15 protein-coding genes are annotated in these 15861 nt (G+C 54.7%); 10 read left to right on the top strand and 5 right to left on the bottom strand.

What is annotated here, in order from left to right; genetic code table 11:
* Positions 1-19: 19 nt before the first annotated feature.
* On the bottom strand, positions 20-274 hold the full coding sequence (locus FIV00_RS21290) for a YdcH family protein (protein WP_152502640.1): 255 nt from the start codon (positions 272-274) through the stop codon (positions 20-22).
* 311 nt (positions 275-585) lie between these two features.
* Positions 586-1164: a TetR/AcrR family transcriptional regulator gene (locus tag FIV00_RS21285; protein ID WP_152502639.1), complete on the bottom strand. Its 579-nt coding sequence runs from the start codon at positions 1162-1164 to the stop codon at positions 586-588.
* 103 nt (positions 1165-1267) lie between these two features.
* On the opposite strand from FIV00_RS21285, the gene FIV00_RS21280 reads away from it, so the two are divergent.
* Entirely contained in the window at positions 1268-2059 is a 792-nt protein-coding gene (locus tag FIV00_RS21280; RefSeq protein WP_152502638.1) for a crotonase/enoyl-CoA hydratase family protein, read from the top strand.
* 114 nt (positions 2060-2173) lie between these two features.
* Here the strand turns inward: FIV00_RS21280 and FIV00_RS21275 are convergent, their stop codons facing one another.
* On the bottom strand, positions 2174-3442 hold the full coding sequence (locus tag FIV00_RS21275; protein WP_152502637.1) for a HupE/UreJ family protein: 1269 nt from the start codon (positions 3440-3442) through the stop codon (positions 2174-2176).
* 82 nt (positions 3443-3524) lie between these two features.
* Positions 3525-5468, bottom strand: a complete 1944-nt coding sequence (locus FIV00_RS21270; RefSeq protein ID WP_173006091.1) for a calcineurin-like phosphoesterase family protein — start codon at positions 5466-5468, stop codon at positions 3525-3527.
* Positions 5469-5754: 286 nt separating this feature from the next.
* Between FIV00_RS21270 and FIV00_RS21265 the strand changes: the two genes are divergently transcribed.
* On the top strand, positions 5755-6129 hold the full coding sequence (locus FIV00_RS21265) for a VOC family protein (protein WP_152502635.1): 375 nt from the start codon (positions 5755-5757) through the stop codon (positions 6127-6129).
* Between the two features lie 12 nt (positions 6130-6141).
* Positions 6142-6834 (top strand): YafY family protein, encoded by a 693-nt coding sequence (locus tag FIV00_RS21260; RefSeq protein WP_152502634.1) that lies wholly within the window; start codon positions 6142-6144, stop codon positions 6832-6834.
* 100 nt (positions 6835-6934) lie between these two features.
* Here the strand turns inward: FIV00_RS21260 and FIV00_RS21255 are convergent, their stop codons facing one another.
* Positions 6935-7960: a LacI family DNA-binding transcriptional regulator gene (locus FIV00_RS21255; protein WP_152502633.1), complete on the bottom strand. Its 1026-nt coding sequence runs from the start codon at positions 7958-7960 to the stop codon at positions 6935-6937.
* 94 nt (positions 7961-8054) lie between these two features.
* On the opposite strand from FIV00_RS21255, the gene FIV00_RS21250 reads away from it, so the two are divergent.
* From FIV00_RS21250 to FIV00_RS21220, 7 genes are all read left to right on the top strand, one after another.
* Positions 8055-9233, top strand: a complete 1179-nt coding sequence (locus FIV00_RS21250; RefSeq protein WP_152502632.1) for a phytanoyl-CoA dioxygenase family protein — start codon at positions 8055-8057, stop codon at positions 9231-9233.
* A 256-nt stretch (positions 9234-9489) separates the two neighbouring features.
* Positions 9490-11028, top strand: a complete 1539-nt coding sequence (locus FIV00_RS21245; protein ID WP_152502631.1) for a glycosyl hydrolase — start codon at positions 9490-9492, stop codon at positions 11026-11028.
* Positions 11025-11774, top strand: a complete 750-nt coding sequence (locus FIV00_RS21240; RefSeq protein ID WP_152502630.1) for an HAD family hydrolase — start codon at positions 11025-11027, stop codon at positions 11772-11774. The genes FIV00_RS21245 and FIV00_RS21240 overlap by 4 nt, the downstream gene beginning before the upstream one ends.
* Before the next feature lie 72 nt (positions 11775-11846).
* Entirely contained in the window at positions 11847-13142 is a 1296-nt protein-coding gene (locus tag FIV00_RS21235) for a glycosyltransferase (protein ID WP_152502629.1), read from the top strand.
* Between the two features lie 114 nt (positions 13143-13256).
* A complete protein-coding gene (locus FIV00_RS21230; RefSeq protein ID WP_173006090.1) occupies positions 13257-13511 on the top strand; it encodes a PepSY domain-containing protein in 255 nt (84 codons plus the stop codon).
* A 79-nt stretch (positions 13512-13590) separates the two neighbouring features.
* Positions 13591-14259: a response regulator transcription factor gene (locus tag FIV00_RS21225; protein WP_152502628.1), complete on the top strand. Its 669-nt coding sequence runs from the start codon at positions 13591-13593 to the stop codon at positions 14257-14259.
* Entirely contained in the window at positions 14249-15667 is a 1419-nt protein-coding gene (locus FIV00_RS21220; protein WP_152502627.1) for an ATP-binding protein, read from the top strand. The genes FIV00_RS21225 and FIV00_RS21220 overlap by 11 nt, the downstream gene beginning before the upstream one ends.
* Positions 15668-15861: the final 194 nt, after the last annotated feature.

The raw sequence follows: 15861 nt of genomic DNA, 5'->3' as shown, positions 1-15861 counted from the left end.
CGGCCTGAAAAGGAGGGGCTCAGGACACGGTGTTTTCGGTCGCCGCCAGTTTGGCGGCAATCTGGTCTTTCAAAAAAAGGCGTTTCTTCTTCAGGTCTTCCAATACCTCATCCGAGGCGGGTGCCACGTCTGTTTCGATGCGGTGAACTTCTCGATTGATGGTGTGGTATTCGTCTGCAAGACGCGCAAAATGACTGTCGCCAATTTTCAGTTGATGCAGTTTTTCAGCCGCTTCCGGAAATTCTTCATGCAGCTCGTGTGGGACGTGGCTCATTCTTGCCTCCTTTTAAGACACTCAAAGTGCCGCCAAGCCGGAGCGGTTACCTTGAGCAAGATCAATGTTGGTGGCATTTGAGCAGATGAGTTTTCCTGCCGCAGCGATAACAACGCTATGCAGGCTTGGCGATGTGCAGGCTTCTGTGGATTTGCTTCAGCGCAAGCGGGCCGTGCACGGGCTTCTTCGCTCTGTTTGGATGGCCTGATCGGCACCAGACACGAATGGTGCTGAGCGTACGCCCTTGGCATAATTGGGCGCATAAGTCAGTTCGATGTCGGAACCGAAAACTTATTGGACGCAACGACTTTTCAGGTTTTTGGAGGCTCGAGAGCACCTTTCACCAAGGTCTTGGCAGCCCGCCCAGCTTCTTGAATATAGCTTGGGTCTCGGTGCACGAGCATGGTGGAAAATGCACCATCCATCAGCAAAACAACCTGACGCGAAATTGCGTCCGGGTGGGTGCAGCCGTGAGACGACAATGAGTTGGTCAGCCAGTCTTCGAACTTCTTTTTGTGTGCAGCGCCCACGCGCAGCGCGGGGTGGCCCGGCTGATTGGCAAGTTCCGCCGTGGTGCGCAAGAAACCGCACCCCTGCCATTTCGGGTGCCTCGCGGCCTCGGTCAATTCCAGGAAGATCGCTTCAACCTTGTCGGAAACATCCCCTTGCGCAGCTCCAAACCAGGCTTCATAGAGCCTCAGATTGGGTTGGTCGCGTGACGAAAGGTACTCTGCAACAAGGTCATCCTTACTTTCAAAGTGATAATAGAGCGTCTTTTTCGTGACACCGGCCTTGGCGGCAACTGCGTCGACACTGACCGCGCGAATACCCTCCCGATAGAAGAGCTTCGTCGCGGCATCAATAATCTTGTCTCGTGTGTCTTTTCTCATTTTTACATTATTTTCAGTTAGTTATAAAAAGTATACTGACTAGTGAGTTTACCGATATTCTCTCTCCCGCTAGCGTTCCTGTCAATCGAACAGGAGAAACGCCTTGGACAACACAGTGATCCTCGAAATGCGTGGCAAAATCGCCTTGCTGACATTGAACCGACCCGAAAAACTCAATGCACTCAACTACGAAACGAACGACCGGCTCCTCTCGCTCCTTGATCAGTTAGAGCAAGATGAAACAGCCCATGCCATCGTATTGACCGGCGCAGGCGAGAGGGCCTTCTCCGCAGGTGGCGACATTCATGAATTCACAAAGAGCATCAAACGTGGAACAGACGAGGCTGTAAGAGAGTTTTGCCGCCGTGGACAACGCATGACAGCGAGACTTGAGGCATACCCCAAACCGGTGATTGCTGCAGTGAATGGCATCGCATTTGGCGGCGGCTGTGAGATAACCGAGGCGGTTCATCTCGCTGTGTCCTCCGACAGGGCAGTTTTTGCCAAACCTGAGATCAACATTGGAATTCCACCGACATTTGGTGGCACCCAGCGTCTGCCTCGCCTGGCCGGACGCAAGCGTGCATTGGAACTTCTGCTGACCGGCGACACGTTCGGACCAGACCGTGCTCATGAGCTGGGTCTTGTCAACAAGGTCGTTCCGCACAAAGACCTGTTGCCGGCAGCATTCGAATTGGCAGAGCGGATCCTGAGGCATTCGCCTTTGGCGGCAGCGCGCATCATTACTGCCGTCACACGGGGCTTGAACATGACCATCGGAGAAGGGTTGACCGTCGAGCAGGAACAATTTGCCAGGATGTGTGCAACGCAGGATATCATTGAAGGACTGGACGCATGGATTGCACGCCGCACGCCCTGCTATGCATGCAACTGAGCGCAATGCGCGCACTTCAATCTCGGCGACCCGCCTGTAGAACCGCGTAATGACAGCTTCGAGCAACTGACCACAGGTGCCGTAACCTGCCGTCCTCCGCGGAACTCAATTGTCTCAGATTGAATACACCAGGCCGTTGAGCCGTTCCGCGATCCACCAGGAAGACAGTAGCGCGATCCCGGTCAGTGCTCCCAATCTGACGGGCTTGAGTGCCGGCTCGGCGAGTTGTTTCATGAAGAAGACAATGCTCCACGTGGCGGCAAGAATCGCGAGCTGACCAAGTTCAATACCGATATTGAAAGCAAGGAGAGCCGGGACGAGGTCCGGCGCGTCGCGGCCGAGAATGTCACCGAGCACAAAGGAAAATCCGAGTCCGTGCAACAATCCGATACCTGTAAAGACCAGAACCGAGCCGGATCTATGGATCATCGCCGCTACGGCGGCATAGAGCACCGAAGCAGCAATAGCAGCTTCAACAGCTGGAACGAACCATGGCCAGGTCGGTGTTGCACCCAGAAACGTAGCAATCAGCGTAACAGAATGCCCGAGGGTGAAAGCAGTCACCAAATAAATCAGTTTGCGTGTGGCACCGACGCCAAGGGCCATGGCAATGACCAGAAGCACATGGTCCAGACCTTCCACAATGTGCAGGGCACCTTGAAAAACGAAATGGCCAAAGGTTGAAAGACGCGATCCGTCGATCACTGCCGGTTGCTCGAGCTGCCCAGGTGCGGTCAGAGAGACCGGTGGGTTCACGCGCGCGTCGATGAGATGATTGTCTATTGCAACACCCGGTCCCGGAATAAGCGGTCCATAGCCTGCACGCACGCTGAGGATCCCCAAAGGGTCCTGGCTGTCCAATTGCACCACGTAATCAACCACGGCCTGTCCGAAAAGCGGATCAAGGCGAGGGGGAGGCTCTGCGACTGCTGTCTTGGCCGCCGACAGCGAACCGAACTCTGATTGAGGACGCTGCATGTGCACTGTGAAGCCAGCGATCTTTGCGGAAAGGTCGAGACCCGCTTGAGAAAAGACCAGTGCTTCGGTCAAACGTGTTTCGAACGAGCTCCGGTCTTCAGCGATTGCACCCATGTTCAGTCTGTAGCGATTGCTGGTTCCGGTTGTCTCAAGGCGCAAGAAGGGCGATTCCAGAGGCGTTTGGTCAACCTGCGCTTTGCCGACCAGATCCGAAAAGACAAGTGGCGCAGGCGCCCTGACATAGGCGACCAGAATACCGTTCTCCTCGGCAACCAGAATTGTGCGGACCTTTGTTCCGTCAGAAAAATGTGCGCCTGCGGGCTGCGTCAGCAGCATTGCAAGGACATAAAACAGGCTGAAGAATGCAAAGTTAAGTGCACTGGTGCACTTGCGGCTTTGAGGCATCGGGTCATTCCGTCGAATGGAGCCCGGCTGCTTCGAAAAAGCAGCCGGGCTATCTTTATTGCAGTTTACCGGTTCTTACAGGTTATTCATTCCAGAATTTCTCTTGCCATGTCATTTGCGGCAATTCGTCCACCACCTCGAAGGTTTTGGTTTGTTTATACATGCGCCCATAGCGGTCTGTTGTGCGGACTTCGAGCGTATGGACGCCAGCCGGCAGATCTCCGGGGAGCTCGGCACGCCAGAGATGGCTTGATTTTGTAGTCAGCATCCAATCCTGAAACGGGCCAGCGACACCGGTCCATTGAAGGCCCTGCCAGGTGCGGTAGCCGGCGGTTGCGTCGCCTCCGGTTGTACTGCGTACGGCCTGACGCCCGTTTGTGGACTGCTTCGCCATCGCAAGTGGGTCGGAATAGGTCGGACCGTCGAAGGCTTCCTCGCCTTCGCCTTTTTGCGTGCGCTCGGCCTCAATCGGATCGCCACCATTTATGGAGAAGGATACCCGGCTTTCCTTCGAACCGTTCCAGACGTTGATGGCGACATAAGTCGTTCCGGAGAGGTCCGCCCTTGTCAACATGTCCATGTCTCCCAGGTCGTTGACGGTGACCGGAGGTGTGATGTCGTTCGGGATGTCGTTTTGGGTCGTGTAGCTGACCAGTTGCTCCGCCCAATCGCGAAAGCGGGGCGTGTTGAAAGAGACGTGAAGTTGATCGTTTTCGTCGCCTTCGAAGGTCAAAAACGTGTCGACATAGTCAGAACCCGCGAAATCCAGAACATAGTAGCCACGTGGGGAGCCAAGACGCTGTGTCGCATGAGGAACGCCGCTGTTGTTCAGGTCACCTGCCCACCAGGAGCCGGAGACTGCACCAGTGATGATCTGATGAAATTTGGCAGGCCCTGTTCCCGTAGCCTCTTCCCAGCCCTTGTAAAATTCGCCCGGCAGGATCTGTTCCGTTGTGTGTGTATGGCCTGAAAGCCCGAGCGCGGGTCTGTCGCCTATCAAGTCGTAGAGCTTGTCGAGATTGTCGACCTGGTGTTTCTGGGCGGTTGCATCCGTGTAGGTCACGAATGGTATGTGAGCGCTCACAACGATCAACTTGTTTTCCGGCACATTGGCAAGATCGTTTTTCAGCCATTCCAGTTGGCGCTCGGAGATGACGCCGTTGTAAGAGGGTTTGGCCGACAAATCACAAAATGCGTGGGTGTCTACACCATTGCATGGGTACCGCACGTCATCGAGAACGACAAAGTGCACCTGACCGATGTCGAAGGAATAATACTCCGGGCCGAATTCGCGGCGAAAAGTGTCAAAGCTGTCGGCATCGGATTTGGCATCGAAGTCGAGGTCATGGTTTCCTGCAACGTAGTATTGCGGTACGCCACCCTTGGCGACAATCTGTTTGAAGCGTGGATAGAGCGACAGGTCATCGCCCATGACATCACCCTGAAACAGCAGACACTGGGTGGCACTGTTGTCACGGTTGGTCAAAAGCTTGCCCACCGTCTGGCGGACATAGGAAACTTCCTGGTTGGAATATGGCTGTGTGTCCCCGAACACCAGACATTGGAATTCATCGCCGACCGGATCTTCCACAAGCGGGAAATTTACCGATTGGGGCAGGGGCCCTGTTGGCTCGATGCCGCCAAAGCGCAGATTGGCGGAACCGGCAACTTTGTGCACATAACTGAACTGCGGGATCATGTCGTCACTAACTGGCGTCATGTAGCCTGCCGGTTTCGTGATGAAGAGGTTCATGTCGTCGTAAGCCGGCAATGTGTAGGAACCGTCTTCACCGGTTGCCACAACTTCACGCCCGTTTGAGACAAGGACCCCGGCCAGGCCAGCCTCACCGGCGTCCAGTCTGGAGTTGCGGTTGGTGTCCAAAAACACCTTTCCGGTTGCTGTGTCGGCAGAACTGTCGCCGTGAACGACATCAATTTCACCAATATAACCGGCATCCTTGGCAATCGCGCTGAATGCCATGGCACTGGTGCCCGCCAATAGCAGGACCTGGGTCAGTTTTCTCATGAGAGCCTCCGCAGGGAATGGGCTGGTGATCAGCCAAAACACTCTGCAAGCACACAGTGACGGAAGATTGACATTCGCGTTAAAGTTATATCTCAGTTTCATTACACGCAATGTCATTGTGCTGGCAAATTGTCACAAACCGGATGAAACAAATTGAGCTGAAGGTCGTTTTAGGGCCAGAAACCAAAACCTTGCCAACGAAAGCTCTGATGGTTTCTCCTGACAGAAGGCTGTCAGGAGCCCTTTGCTAGAGTGCCTCACATCACTGCAGCCAAGGAGACTTTCAATGACATTTGTTCCTGACAACTTCACTGTTTGGATGGAGATCCCGGTAACTGATCTGGACAAGGCAATCAGTTTTTACAATGACGTTTTCAAAACCGAACTCAAACTTGTTACAGATATGGGACCGAACCATATCGCGATGTTCACGACCAACAAGCAGGACGGAATTGCAGGACATCTTTATCCCGGTAAACCGGCAGGTGACGGGTCTGGACCCACGGTGCATATCGCGTGTCCGGACACGCTTGAGGAAACCATGGAACGTTTTGCAAAGGCTGGCGGTGAAGTCGTCTCCGACCCGATTGCAATTCCGGCAGGCCGGTTTGCCTATTGCATCGACCCGGATGGCAATTCCATCGGGCTTTTCGCTGCTTAAGGGTCTTGCAGCATGAGACGCGCCGACCGCCTTTTTCAGATCGTTCAATATCTGCGTGGCGGCCGGCTTGTCCGGGCACGACAGTTGTCTGAATGGCTGGAAGTATCGGAACGCACCATCTATCGCGATGTCGCCGACTTGCAGGCCTCCGGTGTCCCCATCGAGGGAGCTGCGGGTGTCGGTTACATCATGCGAGATGGCTACGAGTTGCCACCTCTCATGTTCACACGAGATGAAATTGTCGCGTTGCTTGCCGGTGCACGGTTGATCCGCGCCTGGGGAGGTGCAGCCATGGCCCGTGCAGCCGAAGAGGCCATGATCAAGATCGATGCCGTCATGCCTGACAAGCTGCGGGTAAGGCAAAATGAGGTGCAAATCCACGCATTTGCGCCGGAGATGACACCTCAGGTTAGGTCACACATCGATTTTCTTGAAAATGCAGCGGACACGCGCAAGCGTCTTTCAATCGCGTATCGCGATGGAAAAGGCGATGCCTCTGACCGGGTGATCCGTCCTCTTGGTCTGTGGTTCTGGGGCAAGGTCTGGACACTTGTTGCCTGGTGTGAACTTCGTCACGACTTCCGCATGTTTCGTCTCGACCGCATATCCGAACTGCGGGAAACCGGCGAGAAGTTCAAGGCGGAGCCTGGCAAGACCTTGAAGGACTTCTATCGCTCAATGGAGAGCAAGGACCCGGGACGATAATTGCGTGGGCAGACTATGCCCGTCTGGGTGAGACCCCAGACAGGTGGTGGATTTCAGTCATCCGAATTGTGTTGGATTCCAGGACCCACAAAGCCTCAACTTATTTGAAAGCCATTGGAATATTGACCGGCGTAACGATTTGAATGTCGCTGAGAGATGTGGTTGGCGCCGCGCCGAGACCATGAAATGCCATTATGTGTCGAAAGGCCGTTCTCAAATCGGAGCGAAGGTCGTGATGCAGGACGAAAGTCAACTTCTCCTGACGAAGCAGTTCAAGATTGTCTTCATCAAGGTCATGGGCGACGAAAACCGACGGCGTCTTTCCGGCGCTTTCCAGGACTTTCAAGACAGCTTGGTTGCCACCGCCCATGGAATAGACGCCGGCAATTTCGGGTATGGACCGGATTTTCGCAGCAACCGCACGCTCTGTTGCAGTGTTCAGTCCGCCGCCACCGCTGGCGTCAATGACCTCAATATCAGGCCGCGACCGACCCAGTTCTGACCGGAACCCGTCGTATCGTTCCTCTTCGCCCTGAAATGCAAGCTGGCTGAGAATTGTCAGAACAACCCGGTCCGCTGGGCCAAGCTGTTTCAGCATGAGATAGGCGGCGGTCTTTCCCGCATTCTGATTGCTCAACCCAGCATATGCCAATTTCTGAGAACCGGTGATGTCGGTAAACATCGTGACGACCGGAATGCGCTTGTCTGTCAGGCGAGAGATGGCGCTGCGCAATTCAGGAGTGTCTCTGGCTTTCAGGCAAACGCCATGACTTCCACGTTTGCGGATCCTGTCCAGCGTTGCCGCGCATGTGGCAGAGGTCATCGTCTCAGCGATTGAAAATCGCGTTCTGAGCGCCGCTGGAGCCAGCTGTTTCTGGACGTCTTCACTGGCCAGCTGAACTTCCCTGCTGAAACGGGCAGGTGCTTCCATGACCACGTCGATGAAAAGACGACGACCCTTCGCCGCCAGCTGGCCTTCCTGCCGGCCAAGTTCTTCGATTGCGTCATGAACCCGGCGATGGGTCTGAGGGCTGACATTGGGTCGTCTGTTGAGAACGCGATCTACGGTCGCCGTGCTCAGGCCGGCCTGCAGTGCGATCTCCTTGATGGGAAACCGATGTGTCATTTGATGGATTCTTGATGGATCATGTCGGCGACGCAAGATCGATTTCTGATAATCTTCTGGTTCTGGCAGATTGACGGATGCCCGGGAGGAAAAGATGGACCAGAGAGTGGCTGTGAGCGGCTATTTCGATGCTGTTGATTGTGACATCAAAGAGTTCAAGGAACTTGTCGGGCGTCAGCTCGATCCGGCCGCTGTGCCGCACGCGGAAAGAGTAGCATCAAACATACCGATTTATCGGGTCGCGGACTTGCAAGATGTGTTGCGTGGAACTCATTCACGTCAGCGTCTTATGGCCGAATGGGCAAAGGTGCTGATGGACGGAGCTGGTGTGCTCGTCCTTGATGGAGCCTATGCGGATGTCACGGCCATAGATCAAGCCACCGAGATATTCAATCGGGTTATCGAGGCGGAGAAGCATTCCACCGGCGGAGGGGCAGATCATTTTGCCGCAAGCGGGGCAAACGACAGGATATGGAACAGTCTTCAGAAGCTGTGCATGGCCTCGCCCGAAGTGTTCGCCACCTATTTTGCCAACACGGCAATCGACGCGGTCTGTGAGGCTTGGCTTGGACCCAACTATCAGATGACGGCCCAAGTCAACGTGGTGCGACCGGGGGGCGCTGCACAGCAGGCACACCGGGACTATCACCTGGGTTTCCAGACCGCAGAAATCTGCGCACGGTATCCGGCACATGTGCACGAACTATCACCGGTGATGACCTTGCAAGGAGGCATTGCTCATTTGGATATGCCGGTTGAAAGCGGTCCGACAAAGCTGTTGCCGTTTTCTCAACTCTATCGTCCGGGATACGCGGCCTACCGGCTAGAGCCGTTCAAGCAGTTCTTTGAAGAAGCCTATGTTCAGCTACCTTTGAAAAAGGGTGATGCGTTGTTCTTCAATCCGGCTCTCTTTCATGCAGCGGGCGCAAACATCAGCAGCTATATCCAACGCATGGCCAATCTGCTGCAGATATCGTCTGCATTCGGAAGAGCCATGGAAAACATCGACAGGCAATCGATGTGTACTGTCCTCTATCCTGTCCTGCTTGAAAGGGTAAAAGCTGGCGATCTGGAGCAAGCAGAACTTGAGGCAGCAATTTCCGCCTGCGCAGAAGGGTATTCATTTCCCACCAATCTGGACAGCGATCCCCCGGTCGGCGGCCTTGCACCTGAAACCCAGAAGCAACTCATGTTAAGAGCCTTGAGCGAACGGATGAGCGTTGAAGAGTTTGTGGACGCACTCAAGACTCAAAGCTCTCGACGCCTTTTTTAAGGCGCTGCATGTCTTCACGACTTGCGATGCATAAAGATGAAGCGATGCTCTAATGCCGCCCGCGATGCGTTTGCGGGCGGTTAACGCGTGAAGTCCTTCGCCGTTGAACAGACACAATCGACATTTGAAAAAAGCTTCTGAGAAACCGGCTTGAGAGCCACCCGGTCCGATGGTCGGTCCTTTGGAATTGTTGCGCTGCAAAAAAATATTGCCGAAGGACTTGAAGCCCGCCAAGCACCTGGGGCAGGCTTAGGACATGTACGCATCCCATGGATTTTTGAGGTCGGACATCGGCGACGTCGATGTCGTTTATCACGATGGGTTATTCCATCTTTTTCATCTCGTTCTTCCAAATCACGATTTCATTGCCCACGCAGTCAGCTCCGACGGCATGACCTGGCGCCGCGTAAAGAACGCGCTTTTTGTAGGAGAACCTGGAGAGTGGGACGACGACATGCTCTGGACGATGCATGTCACGCCGGACCCCGACAAAGCGGGAGAGTGGCGCATGTTCTATACGGGCCTCGCCCGTTCTGAATTTGGCCGTGTCCAGAGGGTTGGGTTGGCGCGCTCGAGAGATCTCTACCAATGGGAGCGCTGCAATCAGGGTGTTTATCCACTCGAGATTCCAGCACCCCATTACGAAAGCTCGATTGACGAGGGACGGCACTGGGTCAGCTTCCGGGACCCGTTTTTCTATCATGATCGGCATAGCGGAGACCGGTTGCTTTTGAGCGCGGCGCGCGTCAAGGACGGGCCGGTCATTCGGCGCGGTTGCGTCGGGCTTGCGCGCGAGACGGCACCTGACAGGTTTTCGTTTGAGGCTCCTTTGCATCGACCTGGCCTTTATGACGACGTTGAGGTTCCGAACCTCTTCCGGCTTCACGACCGCTATTATCTGATGGGTTCGATCCGAGAAGACACAAAGATCCACTATTGGTACGCGCAGTCCTGGGATGGGCCGTATGAGAACTTCTTTGACAACGTGTTGCTTCCCTCCGGAAACTACGCTGGTCGCATCTGTCAGACCGAAGATCGATTGCTCTTATTCAATTTCTTTTCAAAGACCGAGAATGTTTACGGACGCGAAGTGGTCAAAAAACTGCTGCCGCCTCCAAAAGAGCTGGACACCGACAAGGCTGGGCGTTTGAAAGTCAGATCCTACAGAGGGTTTGACAACCTGGTGACGGGCCGAGAGATCGTTACAGCCTCGTATCAATGCAAGATACTTTATGAAAACAAGTATGCCACGGCCGTAGATCGACCCGACGGCCTTCATCTGGCCTGTACAAGCGGCTACGAGGCCTATCTGCTTCCCGGTCATCATCAGGATTTCAGGCTGAGTACACAATTGATGCTTGAAGGGTCTGGAAAAACGGGTCTCGTACTGCGGATGAACGAAGAGGGCGACGGATACTATCTGTCTCTCGATCTGGTGAATGGCATTGCGCAAATGCGCGCGTGGAGCGCAAATCCGACACCGGAATTTGAGCACGCATTCCGATATGAGCCGCTTCAGGAGGCGCATTTTCGCGGCAGCGACCAAGGACCATGGCAGATCGAAGTTGTTGCCCATGGCATGTATATCGAGTTTTCGATCGACGGATATGTCGTCTTAAGTCTGGTCGACGACAGTTTCCACGAAGGCGGTATTGGTTTTTATGTCGAAAGCGCAGCTGTTTGCCTGAAAGATCTCGCAATTGAAACTTTGCGAAGGCCAGTCAGTGAAGACACCGCGGAACGGGTTTATACGACCACTTATCTTGCGCCTGAAGACGAGGCGGACACGCGATGAGCGAAGCTGCCGATGTGTCAGAGCCGTGGCTCCTGGTCTGCGACATCGACGATACGCTGACCGGGAACAGCGAGGCCTTGCGAAAGCTTTGGCAGGCTTTGAAAGAACGTCGGAATACCCTGTCGCTGGCCCTTAACTCCAGCAGACCCTGGCAAAGCGTTGATGAAACCATTTCGACGTATTTCCCCGAAGATTTTGAACCTGAAGCGGTCATCACCGGACTAGGTACTGAAATCCGCGTAAGAGGTGCCTGGCTCGACAGCTGGCAGCAACAGTTCAAGGAATGGCCGGACCAGCGTGTCCGCAAACTCGTCACAGATATGGGATATGCTGCTCATTCAAGTGCCTTCCAGACAAGTGGAAAGGCAAGTTTTGAGGTTGCCGGCAAGGATGCGGTCCACAGTGTGTTGAATGCTCTGACGGATCAGGGAATACCGTTCCGTTCGGTCTATTCGGGAAAAAGTGACCTGGACATTTTGGCGCCTGGCGGTGGCAAGGACACCGCCATGATGCATTTGGCAGACATCCTTGAGATCGCACCGTCCCGCACGATCGCTGCCGGAGATTCCGGAAATGATCTTGCGCTTTTTACTGCCGCTGCCAGGGCAATTGCCGTTGGCAACGCACGTAGTGAGCTGATTGCCGCCATGCCGAGGGAAAAAACCTATCACGCAACAGCCTGTCATGCGGCCGGTGTGATGGAGGGACTGATAGAATTTGGTCTACTGACCGATGAAGAATGCTGAAAAAGCCTTCGAAAACAAAAATAGAATGCCTGGGAGGGATGAAGTCTCAAACGCGAAAGAAGGCTATCTCTCATGACTAAGCAAAACATCGGTTCACTGCTGATGATTTCATTACATGGCTATGTCGCCGGCTCGCCAGAGTTGGGCAAACCCGACACTGGTGGTCAGGTTGTTTTTGTTCTGGAGCTGGCTAAGCGCTTCGCACGCCTCGGCTACAGGGTGGATGTCATGACGCGCCAGTTCGAAGACCAGCCAGCTGAAGATATTATCAATGAAAACCTGCGGGTTGTCAGAGTGCCGTTTGCGGGTAAGGAGTTTGTGCGCAAGGAAGACATGCACGACTGGTACGGCGATTTTGTCACGAACGCTTTGGCCATGATACGCGCCAAGAACTTGCATTATGACGTGATCAACAGCCACTACTGGGATGCAGGCGTGTCTGGACAGAAAATCGCGGAAGAACTGCAGATACCGCACATACACACACCGCACTCTCTTGGCTGGTGGAAAGAACATGACATGACCGGCGCCGGTGACGAGGAGATGGCTGGCTACCGGTTCGAGGAGCGCATTCAGAGAGAATTTGTTCTCTACAGGAACTGCGATCATGTGATCTCAACGACTGAGCAGCAGACCGATCTCATCGTCGAACACTATCAGCTGCCCAAAGAGCACATCACCATGATTCCGCCCGGGATTGACGAGGGCCGGTTCATGCCGGCAACGCCGGGTAAAGTTGAGGATGCCAGGGCCCGGCACGACATGAAAGACACCGACATCTACGTGGTCGGCAGAGCTGCGGAAAACAAAGGCTATGACCTTATTATCGAAGCCTTGCCCAAAATTCTGGAACTTCAACCGGACGCCCGGCTGGTTCTGGCCGCAGGTGCGAATTCCGAAAGCGACATCGCTCTCCTGAACCAATGGAAACAGACGGCTGCCGACATGGGGGTTGGCGACCGGATCAGCTGGCGCGGATATGTCGAAGACGAAGACCTTGCAGATCTTTATCGTGCCCCTGGGATATTTGCGCTGCCATCGCGTTACGAACCATTTGGAATGACTGCGGTTGAGGCCATGGCTTGCGGAACCCCGACAGTCGTCACTGTTCACGGCGGCCTTTTTGAACAAATCGAATTTGGAAAACACGCGCTAATCGCTGATCCCAAAAGACCTGAAGAATTTGCCACCATGGTCAATATGCCGATGCAATATCCCTGGATCCGGGAAACGCTCGCCGTTGAAGGCGCAAGATTTGCACGGCGTGTTTTTGGCTGGACCGGAATCGCCCGGCGGACGCTTCAGGTCTTTGAGCACTTCAAGGGCCGCTATGACGATTTGCAAACCGAAGACATGCTTCTCGGCTAAGGATTTCTGAGAAGGTGGTGGTTTCCGTTTTCTAAAGGGATGGTTCAGCTTGCGTTCATGTGAATTTGATTACACGTTGATCATCAAATCGTAGGCAGAACCGGAACCGAAAACGTGAAACAGCTCGTTGCCCTTTTAATCGTGTTTTTTGCCGCCGTGACCCCGGCAAGCGCGGCCTGCCTGTCTCAGGCGCAGGCCCGCGATGCGGTGGCGAGCGGCAAGGCAGCGCCCCTCGGCGCAGTCGCGGGTCGTGCTGGCGGGGAAATCGTCAAGGCACAACTGTGCCAACAGGGCGGCGGCTATGTTTACAAGCTGTCGGTTCTGAAGGGCGGTAAGGTGACGACGGTCACAGTCAACGCCAGTCGCTAGAGGATATTCCCTGTTGTCCGGCGGCTCGGATTGAGAATTGCCGGAGTGTTCCAATTATGAAAGCCCGAAGTCAAAACGCATGCGCATTCTCGTTGTTGAAGATGATACGGATCTGAACCGCCAACTGGTTACCGCTCTCGAAGAGGCAGGTTATGTGGTTGACAGCGCCACGGATGGCGAGGACGGACACTTTCTGGGCGATACGGAGCCCTATGATGCAGTTGTTCTCGACCTTGGCCTGCCAACGCTCGATGGTCTCTCTGTCCTGGAAAACTGGCGTCGCGACGGACGCACAATGCCGGTTCTGATCTTGACCGCGCGCGACCGCTGGTCGGACAAAGTAGCTGGAATCGACGCAGGCGCTGATGATTATGTCGCAAAACCCTTCCACATGGAGGAAGTCCTTGCGCGCGTCAGGGCGCTGGTGCGGCGCGCGGCCGGTCATGCTTCCAATGAATTGACGTGCGGCCCCGTTCGGCTCGACCTTCGGGCTGGCAGGGTTACGGTTGATGGTAATCCCATCAAACTGACCTCTCACGAGTACAGGCTTTTGTCCTACCTTCTCCACCACCAGGGCAAGGTCATCTCCCGCACGGAGCTGACGGAACATCTTTATGATCAGGACTTCGATCGGGACTCAAACACAGTCGAAGTCTTTGTTGGCCGTCTTCGCAAGAAAATCGGATCAGACCTGATAGAAACCATAAGAGGGCTTGGGTACCGCCTCGGAGACGCCAGTGACAGCTGAACCGGCTGAAGAGGCTCCAAACGTCAAAGCGCGGCCGCAGCGGTCGCTCGCAGCCAGGCTCGTTCTTGTCGCGGCTGTTTGGTCAACCATTGCTCTGGCCCTTGCAGGCGTGTTTCTTGTCAGCCTGTATCAGCGGGCAAGCGAGCGTGCTTTTGACACGCAGCTGGAAATTCATATCAAGGCGCTGATCTCCGAAATGCTGGAGACCGATGCCGATGCGCCTGAAGCTGCTGCACGCGTGACTGCGCCGACCTATCGCGGCGACCCAAGATTTTCGCTGCCACTGTCAGGTTGGTATTGGACTGTGCGGCGGGCGGACAGTTCAGCGATCCTCTATGCCTCTGAATCGCTTGTCGGTGACCCGTTAAACGTTCCGGACATTGGAGACGCGGAAAGCGCGGTTGGTTTCATCACCGGGCCGACTGGCGATGAAATCAGGGTGTTGCAGCAAAGGATTTCCATAGAAGACGTGCCCTACATCATTGCTGTTGGTGCTGCCACGGCGGGTTTTTGGGCCGATATTGCCGAATTCAGCCGGATGGTCGCAATCACGCTCTGCGTCGTCGGACTGGGTCTGATTCTGGCAATTTTCCTTCAGGTTCGCGTCGGTTTGCGGCCATTGTCACGTTTGCGCGCGTCTTTAAGCGCAGTGCGTCAGGGAGAGGCAGACCGAATTGATGAAGCTCTGCCGCGCGAGATTGCGCCTCTTGCAGTGGAACTCAATGCTCTGATTGTCTCCAACAGGGAGATTGTCGAACGGGCCCGTACCCATGTTGGCAACCTCGCCCACGGGCTTAAGACCCCATTGTCGGTGATTTCCAATGAGGCTCGAGCGTCCGGTGGGCCGCTTGCCGAAAAGGTTTCGGAACAGACCGCTATCATGTCGACGCAGATACAGCATCACCTGGAGCGGGCTCGCATGGCTGCACAGCGCCGGGTGATCGGCGTTTCGTGCGAGACCGAACCGGTTTTATCCCGTCTGATCCGAGCCATGGACAAAATCTATCGCGACAAAGGCGTTGCGGTGACGTTCGATCAGGCACCCGAGATCCGGTTCCGTGGAGAGAGCCAGGATCTGGAAGAAATGGGCGGTAATCTGATTGACAATGCTTGCAAATGGGCTGTTTCGAAGGTCGCGGTAAAAGTCGAAACGCTACTGGACCCGACAACCAACCGGGACATGTTCTCAATTACCGTCGAAGATGACGGTCCAGGATTGACACCCGAAGAGCGCGCTGAAGCCGTCAAACGTGGCCGCAGGTTGGATGAAACTGTTCCTGGAACTGGATTGGGCCTGTCGATCGTTGCGGATCTTGCTGCGCTTTACGGCGGCAAATTCACGTTGGACGGGTCGGATTTGGGCGGTTTGAAGGCGAAACTCATCCTGCCGTCGCTCACCAGGGAATAGGCGATTTTTTAAGTGTTCCATGCCAGTTTTATAAAGCGACTGTGATAAGCTTAATCGCAAATCATGTGCTCATATTCCGGTTTGTGGCCAAGTTCGGCCACAAATTGAAAATATCAATGATTCACCCACCGGTTCAGGCCGGTTCTCAAACCCACCGGGGCATGTCACCTTCAAGTGACGATCAAAAAGATGCT

The sequence above is a fragment of the Labrenzia sp. THAF82 genome (assembly GCF_009363435.1).
Classification (GTDB): Bacteria; Pseudomonadota; Alphaproteobacteria; order Rhizobiales; family Stappiaceae; genus Roseibium; species Roseibium porphyridii.
The sequence above is the reverse complement of the archived record's forward strand: the minus strand, read 5'-3'. Positions and strand labels throughout refer to the sequence as shown.